Origin of the sequence: Lentzea tibetensis (assembly GCF_007845675.1) — a bacterium.
Classification (GTDB): Bacteria; Actinomycetota; Actinomycetes; order Mycobacteriales; family Pseudonocardiaceae; genus Lentzea; species Lentzea tibetensis.
On sequence record NZ_VOBR01000028.1, the window covers coordinates 39,137 to 55,924 of the forward strand.

17 protein-coding genes and 1 pseudogene are annotated in these 16,788 nt (G+C 69.8%); 8 read left to right on the plus strand and 10 right to left on the minus strand.

What is annotated here, in order from left to right; genetic code table 11:
- Nucleotides 1-152: 152 nt before the first annotated feature.
- Together FKR81_RS33480 and FKR81_RS33485 are read right to left on the minus strand one after the other, a co-directional pair.
- Nucleotides 153-1,172 (minus strand): polyprenyl synthetase family protein, encoded by a 1,020-nt coding sequence (locus FKR81_RS33480; protein WP_146358239.1) that lies wholly within the window; start codon nt 1,170-1,172, stop codon nt 153-155.
- 372 nt (nt 1,173-1,544) lie between these two features.
- A complete protein-coding gene (locus FKR81_RS33485; protein ID WP_186763323.1) occupies nt 1,545-1,847 on the minus strand; it encodes a helix-turn-helix domain-containing protein in 303 nt (100 codons plus the stop codon).
- Between the two features lie 164 nt (nt 1,848-2,011).
- Here FKR81_RS33485 and FKR81_RS33490 point away from each other — a divergent pair, with 164 nt between their 5' ends.
- Both FKR81_RS33490 and FKR81_RS33495 read left to right on the plus strand, forming a co-directional pair.
- A complete protein-coding gene (locus tag FKR81_RS33490; protein ID WP_146358241.1) occupies nt 2,012-2,500 on the plus strand; it encodes an RICIN domain-containing protein in 489 nt (162 codons plus the stop codon).
- A 115-nt stretch (nt 2,501-2,615) separates the two neighbouring features.
- Complete coding sequence (locus FKR81_RS33495) at nt 2,616-3,377, plus strand: MHYT domain-containing protein (protein WP_186763324.1); 762 nt, start codon at nt 2,616-2,618, stop codon at nt 3,375-3,377.
- A 95-nt stretch (nt 3,378-3,472) separates the two neighbouring features.
- Here the strand turns inward: FKR81_RS33495 and FKR81_RS46080 are convergent.
- A pseudogene (locus FKR81_RS46080) lies at nt 3,473-4,243 on the minus strand (hypothetical protein); the annotation flags it as partial.
- Here FKR81_RS46080 and FKR81_RS33505 point away from each other — a divergent pair.
- Nucleotides 4,218-4,367, plus strand: a complete 150-nt coding sequence (locus tag FKR81_RS33505) for a hypothetical protein (protein ID WP_235921936.1) — start codon at nt 4,218-4,220, stop codon at nt 4,365-4,367. The pseudogene FKR81_RS46080 and the gene FKR81_RS33505 sit on opposite strands and share 26 nt — an antisense overlap.
- Before the next feature lie 4 nt (nt 4,368-4,371).
- On the opposite strand, the gene FKR81_RS33510 is transcribed toward FKR81_RS33505, so the two are convergent.
- Complete coding sequence (locus FKR81_RS33510) at nt 4,372-4,743, minus strand: winged helix-turn-helix transcriptional regulator (protein ID WP_146358243.1); 372 nt, start codon at nt 4,741-4,743, stop codon at nt 4,372-4,374.
- Nucleotides 4,744-4,873: 130 nt separating this feature from the next.
- On the opposite strand from FKR81_RS33510, the gene FKR81_RS33515 reads away from it, so the two are divergent.
- Together FKR81_RS33515 and FKR81_RS33520 are read left to right on the plus strand one after the other, a co-directional pair.
- Nucleotides 4,874-5,815: an NADP-dependent oxidoreductase gene (locus FKR81_RS33515; RefSeq protein WP_222598492.1), complete on the plus strand. Its 942-nt coding sequence runs from the start codon at nt 4,874-4,876 to the stop codon at nt 5,813-5,815.
- Nucleotides 5,816-5,847: 32 nt separating this feature from the next.
- Complete coding sequence (locus FKR81_RS33520) at nt 5,848-6,291, plus strand: GlcG/HbpS family heme-binding protein (RefSeq protein ID WP_146358245.1); 444 nt, start codon at nt 5,848-5,850, stop codon at nt 6,289-6,291.
- Nucleotides 6,292-6,334: 43 nt separating this feature from the next.
- On the opposite strand, the gene FKR81_RS43920 is transcribed toward FKR81_RS33520, so the two are convergent.
- Nucleotides 6,335-6,487: a hypothetical protein gene (locus FKR81_RS43920; protein WP_186763325.1), complete on the minus strand. Its 153-nt coding sequence runs from the start codon at nt 6,485-6,487 to the stop codon at nt 6,335-6,337.
- Between the two features lie 108 nt (nt 6,488-6,595).
- Here FKR81_RS43920 and FKR81_RS33525 point away from each other — a divergent pair, with 108 nt between their 5' ends.
- The gene (locus tag FKR81_RS33525; protein WP_186763326.1) at nt 6,596-7,579 is read left to right on the plus strand and encodes a family 43 glycosylhydrolase; all 984 of its coding nucleotides are present in this window, start codon (nt 6,596-6,598) and stop codon (nt 7,577-7,579) included.
- 170 nt (nt 7,580-7,749) lie between these two features.
- On the opposite strand, the gene FKR81_RS33530 is transcribed toward FKR81_RS33525, so the two are convergent.
- Nucleotides 7,750-8,295, minus strand: a complete 546-nt coding sequence (locus FKR81_RS33530) for a DUF3455 domain-containing protein (RefSeq protein ID WP_222598487.1) — start codon at nt 8,293-8,295, stop codon at nt 7,750-7,752.
- Nucleotides 8,296-8,452: 157 nt separating this feature from the next.
- Here FKR81_RS33530 and FKR81_RS33535 point away from each other — a divergent pair, with 157 nt between their 5' ends.
- Entirely contained in the window at nt 8,453-8,731 is a 279-nt protein-coding gene (locus FKR81_RS33535; protein ID WP_146358247.1) for an RICIN domain-containing protein, read from the plus strand.
- Here FKR81_RS33535 and FKR81_RS33540 read toward each other — a convergent pair.
- The 3 genes from FKR81_RS33540 to FKR81_RS33550 all read right to left on the minus strand — a co-directional run bounded on the left by FKR81_RS33540 (nt 8,721) and on the right by FKR81_RS33550 (nt 14,523).
- Complete coding sequence (locus FKR81_RS33540; RefSeq protein WP_146358248.1) at nt 8,721-11,516, minus strand: AfsR/SARP family transcriptional regulator; 2,796 nt, start codon at nt 11,514-11,516, stop codon at nt 8,721-8,723. The two genes, FKR81_RS33535 and FKR81_RS33540, sit on opposite strands and share 11 nt — an antisense overlap.
- A 160-nt stretch (nt 11,517-11,676) precedes the next feature.
- Nucleotides 11,677-13,002, minus strand: coding sequence for a TolB family protein (locus FKR81_RS33545; RefSeq protein WP_186763327.1), 1,326 nt, complete (start codon nt 13,000-13,002; stop codon nt 11,677-11,679).
- 183 nt (nt 13,003-13,185) lie between these two features.
- Nucleotides 13,186-14,523, minus strand: a complete 1,338-nt coding sequence (locus FKR81_RS33550; protein ID WP_222598488.1) for a TolB family protein — start codon at nt 14,521-14,523, stop codon at nt 13,186-13,188.
- Between the two features lie 254 nt (nt 14,524-14,777).
- Here FKR81_RS33550 and FKR81_RS33555 point away from each other — a divergent pair, with 254 nt between their 5' ends.
- Complete coding sequence (locus FKR81_RS33555; protein WP_186763329.1) at nt 14,778-15,746, plus strand: hypothetical protein; 969 nt, start codon at nt 14,778-14,780, stop codon at nt 15,744-15,746.
- Here the strand turns inward: FKR81_RS33555 and FKR81_RS33560 are convergent.
- A complete protein-coding gene (locus tag FKR81_RS33560; protein WP_146358251.1) occupies nt 15,718-16,779 on the minus strand; it encodes a DUF5005 domain-containing protein in 1,062 nt (353 codons plus the stop codon). The genes FKR81_RS33555 and FKR81_RS33560 overlap by 29 nt on opposite strands.
- Between the last annotated feature and the right edge of the window lie 9 nt (nt 16,780-16,788).

Sequence of the window (16,788 nt, forward strand, 5' to 3'; positions counted from 1 at the left end):
CCAAGAGTTTCACGCGACCGCAGGAACACAGCGGTGAAACAACCGTATCGAGACATCAGAAATGGCCACGGACAACGCCGAAACGTCTTGATTCGCGCCACCCCGAGCGACAGTCGCTCGAACGGCCCACCACAACGGCTACAACCAGTCAGCTACGCCACCGAAGCCGGCCTGATCCAGCGCGAATGCTCCCGCGCGACCTTCGTCTCCACGGCCCGCAGCGCGTAAACCCGCGGCATCGCAACCAACCGCGCCCGCGCAGGCGAGTCCGGCACCACCTCGAGCACCCGCTCGGCCAGCGCGACGTACTCGTCGATCAACTCCAGCACGAACGGGACACCGTCGCGGCGAGCGCACTCGTGCGCCCGCTCGACGTCGGCCGCCGACATCTCCGGCCGGAGCAGGGCGCTGAGCTCGGACGCCGGGTTGGCCAGCGACACGAGCACGGCCGCCGTGTAGACGCCGTTGGAGAGGTCGAGCCCGACGGGCTTGGTCCACAACTGTTCGGTGGACACCAGGTCCATCAGGTCGTCGACCAGCTGGAAGACCATGCCGAAGGCGTCGCCGAACGTTGCGAGCGCCGCCACCTGCACCTCGCTGAGACCCGCGCACAGCGCGCCCAGCCGGCAGGCGGTCCGCATCAGCGCGCCGGTCTTGCCGCTCACCGCCGCCAGGTACTCGTCCATCCTGGTGTCGAGGCGATACCGGTTCGCGGTCTCGTGGATCTGCCCGGCGCACAGATCCGAATACCCCTGGTGCCACGCCAGCGCGGCAGCCGCGGACACCCGCGCCGCCAGTTGCCCGCCCGCGGCCAGCAGGTGGTCACCGCCGAGGATCGCGGCATCCCGGCCGCGCGTGACGTGCAACGTCGCCAGCCCGCCGCGCGACGCCGCGTCGTCCATCAGGTCGTCGTGGACGAGCGAGCTCAGGTGCATGAGCTCGACCGACGCCGCGCAGGCGATCGCGTCGCACTCGCTGAACCGCGGCCCGCACGCCGCGGCCGCGAACACGAGAGCGGGACGCAGTCTCTTGCCCGGCCGGGTGAGCAGCGGGCGCATTCCGGTGTCGAGCCACGGCTGACCGCAACTGCCGTTGGCGAGAATCGTTTTTTCGACCCGCCGCCGCAGTTCGTCATCGACTGCGGCGAGGCCGAGTTCGACAGGAGTCAGCATGCGGCCAACGTAAGGCGGCTCGACTTCGCCCCCACATCATTGCGCGACCTATGGCGACCAAACCCGGCCGGGCACCTGGCCGATGGTCAACGGTCGAGCCGCAGGCTCTCCGGCCGCGCCGAGGCGGTCCGGACGAATGCCGGCACTACACCGGCGTCGCGTCCGCCCGGCCAAATGGCCACATCTCATCGGCCGCGGCTAATCCTTCGGCCATGATCGGCCGAGTGCCGGGCGGGGACCGGGCCTGCTCTGCCGGAGTGAAGCGCTGGGCCGTCGGCCATCCACTGTGGTTCTTCCAACGAGCTCTCGGGCTGAGGGCCGGCCAGTCATGTCCACTGTGGACTCGATGCTCGCCGGTGTGCCACGGCGCGGCTAGCGAGGCGGGCGGGACGCGGCCGCCAGACCGAGCCGCCCTCGCGCCTCGGCGGGCATCCCCAGCCCGTAGGCGATTCGTTCGATCGTGTCGAGCGTCGGGTGCCGCAACCCGCGCATGTACTCGCTGATCCGGCCCTGCGCGATCCCGGTGGCGCACGCCAGGTCGTTCTGGCTGTGCCCGGTGTACTGGCGGATCAGCACCAGCAACGCGGCCACGTCCCTGTTGTCCAGTGCCAGCACGACAGACGCGCGGCCCCACAGGTCATCCGGCACGTTCAGCACCCACGACGGTCGGTCCACGTCTCCCCCAACGACAACGCATCCCCGGCGATGAGGTCGCGCACAGCCGACGGGCGTTACACGCCGTTCCGCTATTCCACGGTGATATCTCACGCTGGGCTGTCGAGGCGTGCGCAGCGCGTGCGAGTTTCTCCCGGCTACACCAACGAGCAAGGGGGAGATTCATGCGAGTGATACTCGCGGTGCTGGCGGTGGTGCTGTCGAGCCTGTTCGTCACGACGACAGCTCAGGCAGAGCCCATCGGCACGCTCACCGCGCACAGCCCGTTCTACAGCAGGCACGACTGGCGGTGTCTGGACTCGGACGTGTCGTCGCCGACGCACAACGGCACCAAGGTGCAGATCTGGGACTGCAACGGCTGGAACAACCAGAAGTGGACGTACTACAGCGACCACACCATCCGCAGCACCCACGACGGCCGGTGCCTCGACTCCGACGTCTCGTCGCCGACCCACAACGGCACCAAGGTCCAGATGTGGGACTGCAACGGCTGGGCGAACCAGAAGTGGACCGTCTACACCAACGGCCAGGTCATCAGCCACCACGACGGCCGGTGCCTCGACCTCGACGTGGCGTCGCCGACCCGCAACGGCAGCAAGATCCAGGTCTGGGACTGCAACGGCTGGGCCAACCAGAGCTGGTACCACCCGTGAGATGAGCAGGGACCGCGGGGCGCTCAGGCCATGAGCGCCCCGCGGGGTGCCGAACCCGGGATCCGACTGCGGCATTGCTTCGGATAGGCCACCAATGATTCCATCTCATATGGACATGGGGATCATCACACCACTCGTCGCGTACTCGGTGTCGTGCGTCGGTTCCGCTCTCGGGCTGCTGTCCACGGAGCGCGCGAGGAACTCGACCGGTGCTCAAAGCCACTGGTGGCTGGTCGTCGCCGCGGTGGCGATCGGCGGCATGGGCATCTGGGTCATGCACTTCACCGCGATGCTGGGCACCTGGATGGGCACGAACGTCGCCTACGACGTCCCGCTCACGCTGCTCAGCATGGTCGTGGCCATCGTCGTCGTGGGCGTCGGGCTGTTCGTGGTCAGCAGGAGCGACCCCAACAGACTCGGCCCGCTGGCGGCGGGCGGCGTGTTCACCGGAGTCGGGGTCGCGGCGATGCACTACACCGGGATGTCCGCCGTGACGATCGGTGCCAGGGTTTCCTACGACATCCCGATCGTGCTGTTGTCCGTCCTGATCGCCGTGGTCGCCGCGACCGCCGCGCTGTGGGCGACCATGAACATCCGCGGTCCGCTGGCAGTCGTGGGTGCCGCGCTGGTCATGGGCTTGGCGGTCACCGGGATGCACTACACCGGCATGGCGGCCATGAAGGTCGTGGTCGACCAGCGCGCGCCGCTGATCGTCGGCAACTCCCAGGAGCTGATCACGTCGCTGATCATCGGCGTCATCGCGGTCTGCGTGATCATCATCTTCCTGCTGGTCCTCACCGCGTCCTCGAAGGAATTCGAGGACGACGCCGAGCTGCTCGACCGCGTGATCCGGCGCTCCGGGTGGCGCGAGAGCTGAGCAACGCACTGGGGCGTTAGACCGCTTGGGGGAACCGGAAGAACCGGTCCGGGGTCGTACCGCCGCTTCACCTCGGCCAGCCGCGCGAGGTTCGGCCCGTGGTAGGCGTGCCGCCGGCCGGCGAGGTCCGGGTCGGTGAAGTTCAGGTACGACGCGTCGTCGGCGTACTCCCCCAGCTCCTCGTGCAGCGCCGTCAGCCACGCCAGGTTGTCGTGCACTACCTGCGGGCTGTCGGCGCTGATCCACGAGGTGTCCAGCGACACCAGGAACAACGCGTCGCGGTGCGGGAACGCCGTCTCGGTCGCGCCGAGCCGGTTGATCGCGCCACCCCAGCCGAACAGCGCCGCTCCCCCGCCATCGGGGTTGCCGCTGCCCAGCCACTTCTCCACGGCGGCGACGAGCGTGCGCACGCCGGCTTCCGGCAGCGGAACCGGTGTGGTGCGCGTGCGTCCGGCGAACGCGCCGCCCGCCTTCTCGTGGTGCACGTACTCCTTCGCCTCCCAGAAGGTCCGGTCGGCGATGTCGGTCCGGAACGGACACGTCCTGGTCAGCACCGGTTCGAGGTGCGACCGCAGCTCGGCGGCGGGCCCGAGGTGCCACCCGACCACGGACACGAGCGGGCCGTCCGGGGTCTGGGCGAGTCCGATGCGCACGGACAGCTCGGCAGGGGCGTCGCGCTGGATCTCCTGCATCAGCAGCACGACGTCGAACGCCTGGTCCCAGTCCCACAGCAGCAGGCACGTCGAGCTCTCGACCACGGGACGGGCCTGGAACGCCATCCGCCGGGGTTCCATCGCGGGCACGCGTTCCCCGGACGGCACCCTCCACATGGGATACACGATGGTCCTCGAGACCGGCGAGGTCATCTGCGGCCACACGGTCAACACTCCCGAGTTCACCCCGGCGGGAACCCTGCGGCTGCGCGAGGAATGGGAGCGCTACGGCCCGCACGCGGCGACCGGCACGTCCTACATCGACGAGGTCGTCTGACGCGCTAGGCGCAGCCCGCGGCGTTCATGTCGTCCATGTTGTCCTCGACCCAGGTGCGCAGGAGGCGCAGCGGGACGGCGACGCCGCGCCCGAGGTCGGTGAGCGAGTACTCGACGTGCAACGGCACGGCCGGGTAGATGGTCCGGTCGACGATGCCGGCCTCCTCGAGTCGTCGCAGGGTCTGGGTGAGCACCTTGGGGCTGACCCCCTGCAGGAAGCGCTGGAGTTCGCCGAACCTGAGCGGACCGTCCTCGAGCGCTCCGATGGCCAGCGCGGACCACTTGTTGGCGAGCAGGTCCAGCATGGCGCGGCAGGGGCACTGGGCGGCGTACACGTCGTGGTCGCTGTGCTGGCCCGTCGAGCATTCCGTCGTCATCACACACTCCTCACCAGGTAACTTCCCGATGGGAAGTAGTCTCCCTTGCGGGTAACTATATCCCCGCGGATACGGTCGTCCTCGTCAGCCGGAAGATCGAACTCGAGGAGACGTGATGTCCGCATCCCTGATGCGCGCGGTGGTACAGGACGGTGTCGGCGGGCCGGAGGTCATGCGAGTGGCCGAGGTGCCACGACCCGCACCGCTGCCGACCGAGGTGCTCGTCCGGGTGCACGCCGCCGGGATCAACCCGGTGGACTGGAAGACCCGCTCCGGCGGAGGCGTGGCCGGGGTGCTGGGCGAGCCGCCGTTCACCCTGGGCTGGGACGTCTCGGGCGTGGTCGAGGAGACCGGCTTCGGGGTGACCAGGTTCAGCCCCGGTGACGAGGTGTACGGGATGCCGTGGTTCCCCCGCGCCGCCGGGGCCTACGCCGAGTACGTCACCGCACCGGCCCGCCAGTTCGCCCGCAAGCCGGCGAGCATCACCCACGAGCAGGCGGCCGCCGTGCCGCTGGCGGCTCTCACCGCCTGGCAGGCGCTGATCGACACCGCCGACGTCCAGCCGGGTCAGCGGGTGCTGGTGCACGCGGCGGCGGGCGGTGTCGGGCACTTCACCGTCCAGTTCGCGAAACTCCTCGGCGCACACGTCATCGGCACCGCCAGCAGCGCGCGTCACGACTGGCTCACGAGTCTCGGCGCCGACGAGGTCGTCGACTACACGACTGTCCGGTTCGAAGAGGCGGTCCACGACGTCGACGTCGTCATCGACCTCGTCGGGGACGACACCAGCACCCGGTCGCTGGAGGTGCTGCGCCCCGGCGGCCTGATCGTCGCGATCCCCGGCATCTCCCCCGCTCTGCCCGGTGCCGCGGCGGCGAAGGGCCTGCGCGCCACCGCTTTCCTGGTGGAGCCCGACGGCCCGGCACTCGCCCGCATCGCCGGACTCATCGACGCGGGCGAGGTGACCGTGGAGGTCGAGGAGATCTTCCCGCTGAAGGAGGCCGCACTGGCGCACACCCGCGGCGAGACCGGCCGCACCCGCGGCAAGCTCGTGCTGCAACTCGCCCCCTGACCCTGCCCCTCCCACCACCGGAGAAGACAACGATGAGCACCGAAACGCGAGCGAAGTCGGTGTCCACAGCGGACATCAGCCGCCACGCGGCCGCCGCACTGGTCGACGCGGTGCGCGCCCGCGCAGCGGAGATCGGCTTCACCGTCGCCACCGTCGTCACCGATGCCGGCGGGCACCTCAAGGCGTTCGAACGCGATGACGACGCCCCGTTCCTCGCCGCCGAGGTCGCGGTCGACAAGGCGTGGACAGCGGCCTCCTTCCGGATCGCCACCCACGTGTGGAACGACTACCTGGCCGATCCCCGCATCTCCCCGCTCGCGGGGCATCCGCGGCTGATGGCCGTCGGGGGCGGCTACCCGATCATCGAGGACGACAGGGTCATCGGCGGGCTCGGCATCTCGGGCGGCACCTTCGAACAGGACCAGCGTGCCGCGGAGGCCGCCCTGACCTCCCTCGGCTTCCAGACCCCCGCGTGAGAAGCCGCCTGAGGCCGTGCGTTCTCTTCGGAGTGCAACGGCCTCAGGCGGTTTCCGGGACCGGTCCGAGCAACTCGATGCCGTGCTGCTCGACGATGGCGAGCACGGCGCCGGACTCGTTGCGGATGGTGTGCGGCGCGTTCCCCGCGAGCGGGACGACCTCCAACGGATCCGCCGAGCTCTCAGCCAGGAGCAAGCGTCACCGAACGGCTGCTTGCCGCCGCGTCGCCCGCACCGGTAGGAAGACGCCGAGCACCCCGGCCGTACCGCCGCACCGCAGGGGCACCGAATGCGGAGGCGTGACGTGAGGAAACTGTTCGCACTGGTGCTGGCACTCGTACTGGCAGGCGCGCCACCGGCACAGGCCGCCGAAGCCACCATCACGCCGGGTGTCGCGTGGAAGGACACCAGCGGCAACCCGATCCAGGCCCACGGCGGCGGCATGATCAAGGTCGGGGCCACCTACTACTGGTTCGGCGAGGACAAGACCGGGGAGAACCAGAACAACGCGTTCTTCCGCAACGTGACCTGCTACTCGTCGACCGACCTGCAGCACTGGAAGTTCGAGTCCAACGCGCTCACCCGGCAGGCGAGCGGCGACCTCGGGCCCAAGCGCGTGATCGAACGCCCCAAGGTGATCTTCAACCAGGCCACCGGGCTGTACGTCATGTGGATGCACGTCGACGACAAGGAGCACACGGTCACGAAGGTCGGCGTGGCGACCAGCCCGACCGTCTGCGGCCCGTACACCTACCGCGGCAGCATCAAGCCGCAGGGCAACATCAGCCTCGACATCCAGCTGTTCGTGGACGACGACGGCAGCGGCTACCTGTTCGGCGAGGCCCGCGCGGCAGGCGGCCTGCGCCTCTACAAGCTCTCCGCCGACTACACCAAGATCGACAGCCTGGTCGCGGTGCTGGAGGACTTCGAGTCGCCCGCGATCTTCAAGCAGAACGGGCGCTACTACGTGCTCGGCTCGCACCGGACCGGGTGGCGGACCAACGACAACATGTACACCTCGTCCACGTCGCTCTCGAAGGGCTGGGCGACCTGGAAGTTGTTCGCCCCCAAGGGGAGCAAGACGTTCAACTCGCAGACGACGTTCGTGTTGCCGGTGGTCGGCACCAAGGGGACGACGTTCATGTTCATGGGCGACCGGTGGCAGCCGGACAGCCTCGGCACGTCGCCCTACGTGTGGCTGCCACTGGCGGTGAACGGCACGAGCGTGTCGCTCGCCTGGTACGACAAGTGGTTCATCGACACCACGACCGGCCTGTGGCACAAGTGACAGCCGGCTCTCAGCCCTCGAGCGGCTCGTGGAGCTCAGCCACCTTCGCTCGACCGTACTTGACGGTGAGCACCCGTAGGCGGCGATCCGCTGGGTGATCGGCGCGCCGGCGACCGCCGCGCCGTCCTTGCCGAGCGCCGCCTTCGTGTAGCCCGTGAAGGCGGCGCGGACTACTTCGGGACGGCGGCCCAGAACGCGTAGTCGGCGGTGTACGGGATCGACGCGGTCGTGCCGTCCTTGCAGGCACCTGTCGGTGAAAGGCCACCGGTGGTGTTCAGCCGCTGGACGAACGTGACCTCGCCGAGCAGTCCGGGACCCCGGTTGCCGGTGGACTTCAGCAGCAGCTGGGGAACGGCGAGCGGCACCGGTGAGCTGGCGACGGTCGCCGCGGTGACCGAGCTGCCGTCGTCGACCGACGTCCACACAGGACCCCTGCTGTGCAGCACCAGCGCCCTCCCGTAGCTCGACAGGATCGCGTCGGGCTGCAGGAAGCCCCACGCACCGCTGGTGCACTGGTAGGTCTGGACACCGCGCGCCTGCAACAAAGCGATCTGTCTGTTGCCGGCGGGCACCTTGATCACGTCCGGTACCCGCACCGCGGAGGCGACCTGCGCTGCTCCCGCGGGGACAGCGGCGGCTCCGAGGCCGACGGCCGCCAGCGCCGCGACCCCCAGCGTGGCCGCGATTCGGTTGATGCGCTTCATGTTCTCACTCATTTCGTCTCGATCCGTCCCTGCACCGTGACATCGAGTGCTGCAACGGCGCTGACGCGGCGAGGTCAGCGCCGTTGCAGCGCACACGGAGAGGATTCGGCCGTTCACAACTCCGGCAACGCATCGGGAGACGCGAGATGGACGCAAGACGCACATCGGCATGGTGATGGCGGGACTGACGGCCATGGCGATGGCGGTCGGGTTCGGTCCGTCCGCCCAGGCGGCGGACGGCTTCTACGAGATCGTCAACTTCGGCAGCGGCGTCTACCGGTTCATCAACAGGGCCACTGGCAAGTGCATGGATCTGAAGTACGGGCGCGACGCCGACGGCACCATCATCCACGTGCGCGGCGGCTCGACGTCAGCCGGCGCACAGATCCAGAGCGTCCATTGCACCGGGTTCGGCAACGCGGCCCAGGTCTGGTCGTTCAGGCCGTAGAGCGGAGTTTGGCGCGCAGCCGGTCGGCGTCGGGGTGGGCGAGGTCGTCGAGGATCGAGAGCGATTCTCGCCACGCCCCGAGCGCCCCGGCCACGTCACCGGCGGAGTGCTTGCTGTCGCCGAGGTTGCGCAGGGTCGCGGCGACCTCGTAGCGGTCGCCGAGATCCCGGTACAGGTCGAGCGCGTGCTGGTAGCCGTGGATGGCGCCGGCGTGGTCGCCCAGGTGGTGGTAGGCGTAGCCGACGCTGTCCCAGGCGCCTGCCTCGCCATCGCGGTTGCCGACTTCCTTGTGCAGGGCGAGCGACTCGCGGCAGCAGGCGAGTCCGCGCTCGTGGTCGCCGAGCTCGATGTGCGCCATGCCGACGTTGTTGAGCGCGAAGGCCAGCCCGCCCCGGTGGTCCACCGACTCGTACAGCTCGAGTGCCTGGCGGGCGTGGTGCCGCGCCTCGGCGAACCGGCCCTGGAGCGCCATTCCCCTACCCAGGTCCAGGTGCACGTCGGCCTGACCGAGCAGGTCGCCCACCTCGGCCCACAGCTCGAGTGCGTGCAGCAGCTGGACGGTCGCCTCATCGAAGCGGGTGAGCAGGACGTGCGCCCAGCTGAGTCCGCGATGAGCGATGGCCCGTGCACGCGGATCCGCCAGCCGCGTGGCCGCCTCCACCCCGACCTGCCAGACGGCGGCCCAGTCGTGCCAGTGCCCCCGGCGGTTGAAGTAGGTGTGCAACGTCCACGCCAGCGCCCAGGTGTGGCGGTCGAAACCGTGGCGGGCGGCCTGATGCAACGCGGCGATCAGGACGGCGTGCTCCTTGCTGAACCACACGACGGCCAGGTGGTGGTTGTCGAGGCTTTCGGGGGTCACGCGGGGGTCGAGCGGAGGCAGCTCGATCGGGTCCCGGTGCGGGTGCAGCACCACGGCGGCGCGGTGCGCGGTGTGCAGGTAGTGGTCGAGCGTGCGGCGCAGCGCGGCGGTGCGCTGCACGGTGGAGTCGGTGTGCTGGGCGAGTTCCGCGGCGTAGGCGCGGAGCAGGTCGTGGAACGCGTACCGGGCGGGCACGTGCTCGACGATCAGGTGTGCGCGGGCCAGCTCACCCAGCAGGTGCCGCGCCTCGCGCACCGGCAGGCCGGCGAGACTGGCCGCCGCGGCGAGCGAGACGTCCGGCCCCTGGTGCAGTCCGAGCAACCGGAAGACCCGCGCCGCCTCGGGAGTGAGCGTGCGGTAGGACCAGGAGAACACCGCGCGGACGTCCGCGGCCGGGTCACCGCCCGCGAGCGCGTCCAGCCGCTCCCGGCTGTCGCCCAGCTCGGCGGCCAGCTCCCGCAGGCTGAACAGCGGGTGGGTGGCGGCGCGGGCGGCCACGACGACGAGCGCGAGCGGAAGCCGTGCGCATCGGGTGCCGATCTCGTCGGCGGCGCGCGGTTCGGCCGCGATCCGGTCGGCACCGAGGCGGAACGCCAGCAGCTGCCGGGTCTCGTCGTCGGTGAGCACGCCGAGGGTCAGCGGGTACGCGCCCTCGACGCCGACCAGGCTGGACAGCTGGTCCCGGCTGGTGACGACGACCAGGCAACCGGGCGCGCCGGGCAGCAGGGGCCGGACCTGCCCGGCGTCACGGGCGTTGTCCACCACGATCAGCATCCGCCGTTCGGCCAGCAGGCTGCGGAACAGGGCGGCCTGCGCGTCCGCTCCGACCGGGATCCCCTGCGGTGGTACTCCGAGCGCGTCCAGGAACCCTCGCACGGCGTCGGCGGAGCTCGTCACCAGGCCGCTCGGGTCGTAGCCGCGCAGGTTCACGTACAACTGCCCGTCCGGGAACTCGCCGGCCACGCGACGCGCCCAGTGCACGGCGAGCGCGGTCTTGCCCACCCCCGCGGATCCGGACAGCACCGCGACGAGCGCGGTGGGAGACGGGCCGTTCACCTGTGCCAGCAACGCGTCGAGGTCTTTCAGCTGAGGCTCGCGCCCGGCGAAACCGCGCACCTCCAGCGGCAGCTGCGCCGGGGCCGACACCGGCGGCGGCTGGGGAGTCACCGTGAGCGGCGCGGTCCGCGGGGCCGGAGAGAGGCCGGGATCCTGCCGCAGCACGCGGGCTTCGAGCTCGCGCAGCGCCAGGGTCGGGTCGATGCCGAGGTTGTCGGCGAGCGTGCACCGCAGCCTGCGGTAGACGTCCAGTGCGTCGGCCTGCCTGCCGCTGCGGTACAGCGCGAGCATGAGCTGGGCGTGGACCTGTTCGTCGAGCGGGTGTTCCGCGGCGAGCCGTTCCAGGTCCCGCACGAGCGCCGCGTGCTCTCCGAGTTCCAGCCGGACCCCGAGCAGAGCCCGGACCGCCTGCGACCGCAACTGGTTCAGCCGCTCGGCCTGCCCGTCCAGCCAGGCCAGTCCGGCGACGTCCTCCAGTGGCGAGCCGCGCCACAGCTCCAGCGCGCTCCGCAGCTGCCGCGCCGCCGCGGCGCTGTCGTCCGACCGCATCCCTTGCCGGATCAGGCGTTCGGCGTCCTCGACGTCGGTGTCACCGGAACCGAGGTCGAGGACGTAGCCCGGCGGCCGCGCCACGATCGACGTCTTGTGCCCCAGCACCTGACGCAGGTGCGACACGTGGCTCTGCAGCGTGTTCACCGCCGCCGCCTGCCCGTTGTCGCTCCACACGCAGTCAGCGAGTCGTGGGACGCTGACGATGTGTCCGTGTTGCAGCGCCAGCACGGCCAGCACCGCCTTGCGCCGCAACCCCCGCACCGGACGGGGCGCGCCGTCCACCACGACGTCGATCGGTCCGAGCAGCCGAATTCGCATGTGGTGCTCTCCCCTCACCACTGAGAACAACCAGGCTGTTTCGGTGTGTAGCCAACACCTTCGCGGCCCGTGGCGCGAGCGTAGCCCGTCGGCCTGGTGGCGCAGACGGATTTTCCGGAAGGAGGGCGCACGCCGTGGCACACGCCCTCCTCCCCGTCCATCAGGGACGGCTGGAGACGAAGACGTCCCAGACGCCGTTGGTGTCGGTGTCCACCAGGTCGGTGGCGCCCGAGTCGTACGCGAAGTACTGCCCGTCAGCGCTCATCGCCACCCTGGACGACCACGAGAAGTACCGGGACCAGTTGGCAGCCTGTGCTCCGGTGGCGGTGCGCGACACCCGCTTCGTGACTCCGGTCGCCACGTCGTGCACGAAGACGTCGACCGACCTGTTGGTGTCATCCGGAACGATGTCGAGCGCGTCCGACGAGTAGGCGACGTGCCGGCCGTCGCGGCTGATCGCCGAGAGCTTCGCGCCGTCCGGCAGGTCGTGCTCGAAGGTGGCCGCGGCCGGCGAGATGCGGATCGTGGTGCCGGTGAGCCGGTCGTAGCGGAAGATGTCGGCCGCGTGGTTGCCGTCACCGGGGACCAGGTTGGACGCGCCCGATCCGTAGGCGACGTAACGGCCGTCCGCGCTGATCGACGGTTCGTAGGAGAGCTCGTTCGCCTCCGTGCCGTCGCTCGCGACCGAGATCCTGGTGGTGGTCCCCTGCTGGGTGTCGCGCAGGAACACGTCCGAGACCTGGTTGGTGTCACCGGGAACGAGGTTGGTGGCCCACGAGCGGAACGCGACGAAGCGTCCGTCGGCGCTCATCACCGGCTCCGAGTAGTCGGAGGAACCGTTGGACTGCCCGCCCGCGGTCGAGACCGAGATCCTGGTGGTGAGGCCGGTCTCCCGGTCGTGCCGGAAGACGTCGCGCCGCTGGTTGGTGTCACCGGGAACCAGGTCCGCGGCATCCGAAACGAACGTCACGTACCGGCCGTCCGCGCTGATCGACGCGTAGAAACCGCCGCCCCGGACCTGACCGCCGCCGGTCGCGACCGAGACCCTGCTCGTGGTGCCGGTCTGCCGGTCGTGCACGAAGACGTCGGCCGCGGTGTTCGTGTCGCCGGGCACCAGGTTCGTCGCGTTGGACGTGAACGCCACGTACCGGCCGTCCGCGCTGATCGACGGGCTCGACGAGTACGGGTGGGGAAACTCCTCGCCGACAGCCGTGCCCTGGGAACCGTCGCTGGCGACCGAGACACGAGTCGTCGTCCCGGTCAGCCGGTCCCGCACGAACACGTCGTAGTCGTCATTGGTGTCACCGGGAACGAGGGTGGCCTCCGAGTCGAAGGCGACGTACCGGCCGTCCGCGCTGAGCGCGGGGTTCTGGCTCTTCTTGTCGCCCTGACCGCCGTCCGTGGCGACCGAGACCCGACTGGTCACCGCGGCATCCGGCTCGGCGTGCGCGGGCCCCGCCGTGCTCAGCACCACGATCGGCGCCAAGCCGACTGCTAACAACCGTCTCATCTTCGTCCCTCTGTCCGGCCGCCTCACTGGCGGCGCTGCGGCGCAAAGTAACCAGAACACGAGGAATGTTCACGTCAGGACGGCGATCTGTTCCACTTTCGGCACGACCAATTGTGCGGAGGGCGCCCGTCTTGACGTGCTCGAGCGCCCTCCGGTCCGTCAACGACGGCTGGAGACGAAGATGTCCCCGACGCCGTTGGTGTCACCGGACACCAGGTCGGTGGCGGACGAGTTGTAGCTGACGTACTGCGCGTCGGCGCTCATCGCCACCGTGACGCTGGACAGGAAGTCGAAGGGCCAGCTGCCCGTCTGCGCTCCGGTGGCCGTGAGCGACACCCGCTGGGTGGCTCCCGTCGTCACGTCGTGCACGAAGACGTCGATCGACTTGTTCGTGTCATCCGGGACGATGCCCTCCCCGTCCGACCAGTAGGCGACGTACCGGCCGTCGCCGCTGATCGCCGGGTACTGCGCGCCGTTCGGCAGGAAGTGCGCGTAGACGGCCGTGGCCGACGAGATCCGGATCGTGGTGCCGGTGAGCCGGTCGTAGCGGAACACGTCGTGGGCGTTGTTGACGTCGCCGGGGATCAGGTTGGACCCGGCGGAGACGTAGGCGACGTACCGGCCGTCCGCGCTGATCGACGGCTCGTAGGAGAGCTCGTTCGCCTCGGTGCCGTCGCTCGCGACCGAGATCCTGGTGGTGGTCTCCCGCTCGGTGTCGCGCAGGAACACGTCGGAGGCGTTGTTCGTGTCACCGGAAACGAGGTTGGTGGCCCACGAGCGGAACGCGACGAAGCGTCCGTCGGCGCTCATCACCGGCTCCGAGTAGTCGGAGGATCCGTTGGACTGCCCGCCGGTGGACGAGACCGAGACTCGGGTGGTGAGCCCGGTCTCCCGGTCGTGCCGGAAGATGTCGCGCTGCTGGTTGGTGTCACCGGGAACCAGGTCCGCACCGCTGGACACGAACGTCACGTACCGGCCGTTCCCGCTGATCGCCGCGTAGAAGCCGCCTGCCCAGCTCTCCCGGCCGCCGCTCGCCACGGAGGCCCTGGTCGTGGCACCCGTCTGGATGTCGTGCACGAAGACGTCGGTCGTGCGGTTGGTGTCGCCCTCCACCAGGTTCGTCGCGTTGGACGAGAACGCGACGAACCTGCCGTCCGCGCTGATCGACGGGTTCGACGAGTACGGGTAGGGATACCGGCTGTCGTCCGCGGCCTGGGAACCGTCGCTGGCGACCGAGACGCGAGTCGTCGTCCCGGTCAGCCGGTCCCGCACGAACACGTCGCTGACCTCGTTGGTGTCACCGGGAACGAGGGTGGTGGCCTCCGAGTCGAACGCCACGTACCTGCCGTCCGCGCTGAGCTCGGAGTTCTCGCTCTTCTTGTCGCCCTGACCGCCGTCGGTGGCGACCGAGACCCGACTGGTCACCGCGGCATCCGGTTCGGCGTGCGCGAGCCCCGCCAACACCCCCGCCGTGCTCAGCACCACGACCGGTGCCAAGCCGACTGCTAACAACCGTCTCATCTTCGTCCCTCTGTCCGGCCGCCTCGATGGCGGCATCGCGGGGCGGACCGTAGCTGGGATGCGAGACATGTTCACGTCAGAACGTCGATCTGTTCCACTTTCGGCACGATCAATCTCGGAGCCGGGGAGTGCAACAGGGCACCTGGGCTCTGCGACTTCGCACGAGCTCCGGGTCTGTGTCAGGGAAAAACCCTGATGGACGCGATGATCACGATGGATAGCGTGCTGGTGTGCGCAGACCTCTGGTGCTCGCGGTGCTAGCCGGTGCCGCGGTGATCCTCGTGCCCTGGACGATCCACCTGGCGGGCACGCTGCCCGATCGCCACGGCAGCAGCCAGTGGCGACTCGCGTGGGTTGGTTTCGACGTCGCGCTGCTGTGCTGTTTCGCGGCTGCGGCGTGGCTGGGCCTGCGGCGCCGGCGCAATGCCGTCCCGGTGCTGGCGGCCACCGCCGCGCTGCTGTGCTGCGATGCGTGGTTCGACGTGCTGCTCGGGTGGGGCGGCCCGGATCAGTGGATCAGCCTCGCACTGGCCGCGGTGGTGGAGCTGCCCCTGGCGATGTTCCTGCTGGCGCAGGCCAAGACGTTGCTGATCAGCAACCAGCCCCGCCGACCGTGGTCGGTGCAGGACGTCGAGCTGCACACCGACGAGGAGTACCAACAGCTGCTCAACAGGCTGGGCGAGCGGGCATGGACCACGTCGGCCCTCGCCACCGCACTCGCCCTGCCCGAGGACCGGGTGACCACGATGCTCAGCCGGCTCGCCGATGCCGACTACGCACGGCGGCGGTGGGACGGCCGCTGGCAATCCGTCGGCATGACCCTGCTCAAACCCGACCTCGACATCCTGCCCGACGCCGACCGGCATCGACTCCAGGCACATCTCGACGGGAAGATCGACGCCGACGTACAGCTGCTGAACTGGGCCGCTCGGCACCACGAGCAGTTCGGCCCCTGGGCCAAAGGCATGCGTTCCCGCATCCACCTCACCGAGGCCGAACTCGCCGACTTCAACGACGAGTACCTCGAACTGACCGACCGGTACGGGGCGAGACACCCGCGACCGACCGACGACACCCGCCTCGTCGCGATCCGCTGGTACGCCTTCCCCCAGCCGGACGACTCGGCACCCGACCAGGCCGACCGGCACGGGGACAGCGTCCGCGCCGCGATCACTCGGGCGGCCACGGGACCTCGATGAACCTCGGCCGGTAGATCCGCGCGTCGGCCAGCGCGTCGCGCGGGTCGAGGCTGTTGACGTTGTAGGACACGGTGAGCTCGCCGGGTCTGCTCAGCTGCGGGTGCGCGGACGCGTCGTACACGATGATCGAGCTGCCCGCCTCGGGCGCGTGGTAGAGCACCCGAGGGTCGCCGAACGGGCCGGCGGGCGAGGACGCCGTGTAGGCGACCACGTTGCGGTTGAAGGGAACGTTGCTGTCCACGGTGACGAGCACGTGCTCGTCGCCGACCTTCGTGACCGAGAACGCCGTGCCGACACCGGTGAGCACGCGCACCGAGTCCTCCTCGAACCGCGACCACCCCTGTCCGGTCCAGAACTCCCACGGACCGGTCAGGTCGCCGCCCGGCACGCGGGCGAGCCGGAGGTGCTTGCCGAACGGGCCGTCGTGCTCGGCGCCGTAGACGTAGGTGTGGTCGCCGTCCTGAAGGATCTCCGAACCCCACGCGATGTTCCGGCCGACCGGGATCGTGATCAGGGACGTCAGTGCCAGCGCGGGCAGGGCGAACGTGGCCAGCGAGGTACCCGCGCCCCGCACGTCCAGCGGGCCGTTTCCCGTTGTCTGGTAACGGTTGTACAGCACGCGCAGCACGCCGTTCTGCACGATGCCGTCGCCGACCCAGAGGTGCTCGTCGGCCCCCGGCAGGTCGACCAGCGCCCTCGGCCGGTCCGGCGTGCCGCCGTGCAACGTCGCGCCGAGGCTGCCGTCCGCCTCCTGCACCACAAGCGTGTTGCGCGGCATCGGCGTGCCGGCGGGCCTGCTGTGGTCGGTGTTCACCTTGCCGAGGAACGTGTCGGAGAACAGCCAGGCCGTGCGGCCGTCCGGCAGCGGCACCGACGCGGTGCGGTCGGCGCCCGTCCAGCGGCCGCCCGCGTTGCCATATTCGGTCCACAGCGCGTTCAACGCCTCATCAGGGCTCGCTGCCTGCGGCGGGGTGGGTGTGCTCGAAGCCATCATCGCGAGCGCCAGCAGCGGCATCAGCCGCAGAACTGGCATCCGGCCTCC

Coding starts and splice junctions, on each gene's coding strand:
- FKR81_RS33490 (WP_146358241.1), top strand. CDS start 2,012: ATGCGAGTGATACTCGCGGTGCTGGCGGTGGTGCTGTCGAGCCTGTTC.
- FKR81_RS33515 (WP_222598492.1), top strand. CDS start 4,874: ATGCGCGCGGTGGTACAGGACGGTGTCGGCGGGCCGGAGGTCATGCGA.
- FKR81_RS33540 (WP_146358248.1), bottom strand. CDS start 11,516: ATGCGAATTCGGCTGCTCGGACCGATCGACGTCGTGGTGGACGGCGCG.
- FKR81_RS33530 (WP_222598487.1), bottom strand. CDS start 8,295: ATGAGTGAGAACATGAAGCGCATCAACCGAATCGCGGCCACGCTGGGG.
- FKR81_RS33560 (WP_146358251.1), bottom strand. CDS start 16,779: ATGCCAGTTCTGCGGCTGATGCCGCTGCTGGCGCTCGCGATGATGGCT.
- FKR81_RS33520 (WP_146358245.1), top strand. CDS start 5,848: ATGAGCACCGAAACGCGAGCGAAGTCGGTGTCCACAGCGGACATCAGC.
- FKR81_RS33510 (WP_146358243.1), bottom strand. CDS start 4,743: ATGACGACGGAATGCTCGACGGGCCAGCACAGCGACCACGACGTGTAC.
- FKR81_RS33535 (WP_146358247.1), top strand. CDS start 8,453: ATGGTGATGGCGGGACTGACGGCCATGGCGATGGCGGTCGGGTTCGGT.
- FKR81_RS33505 (WP_235921936.1), top strand. CDS start 4,218: ATGGTCCTCGAGACCGGCGAGGTCATCTGCGGCCACACGGTCAACACT.
- FKR81_RS33495 (WP_186763324.1), top strand. CDS start 2,616: ATGGGGATCATCACACCACTCGTCGCGTACTCGGTGTCGTGCGTCGGT.
- FKR81_RS33480 (WP_146358239.1), bottom strand. CDS start 1,172: ATGCTGACTCCTGTCGAACTCGGCCTCGCCGCAGTCGATGACGAACTG.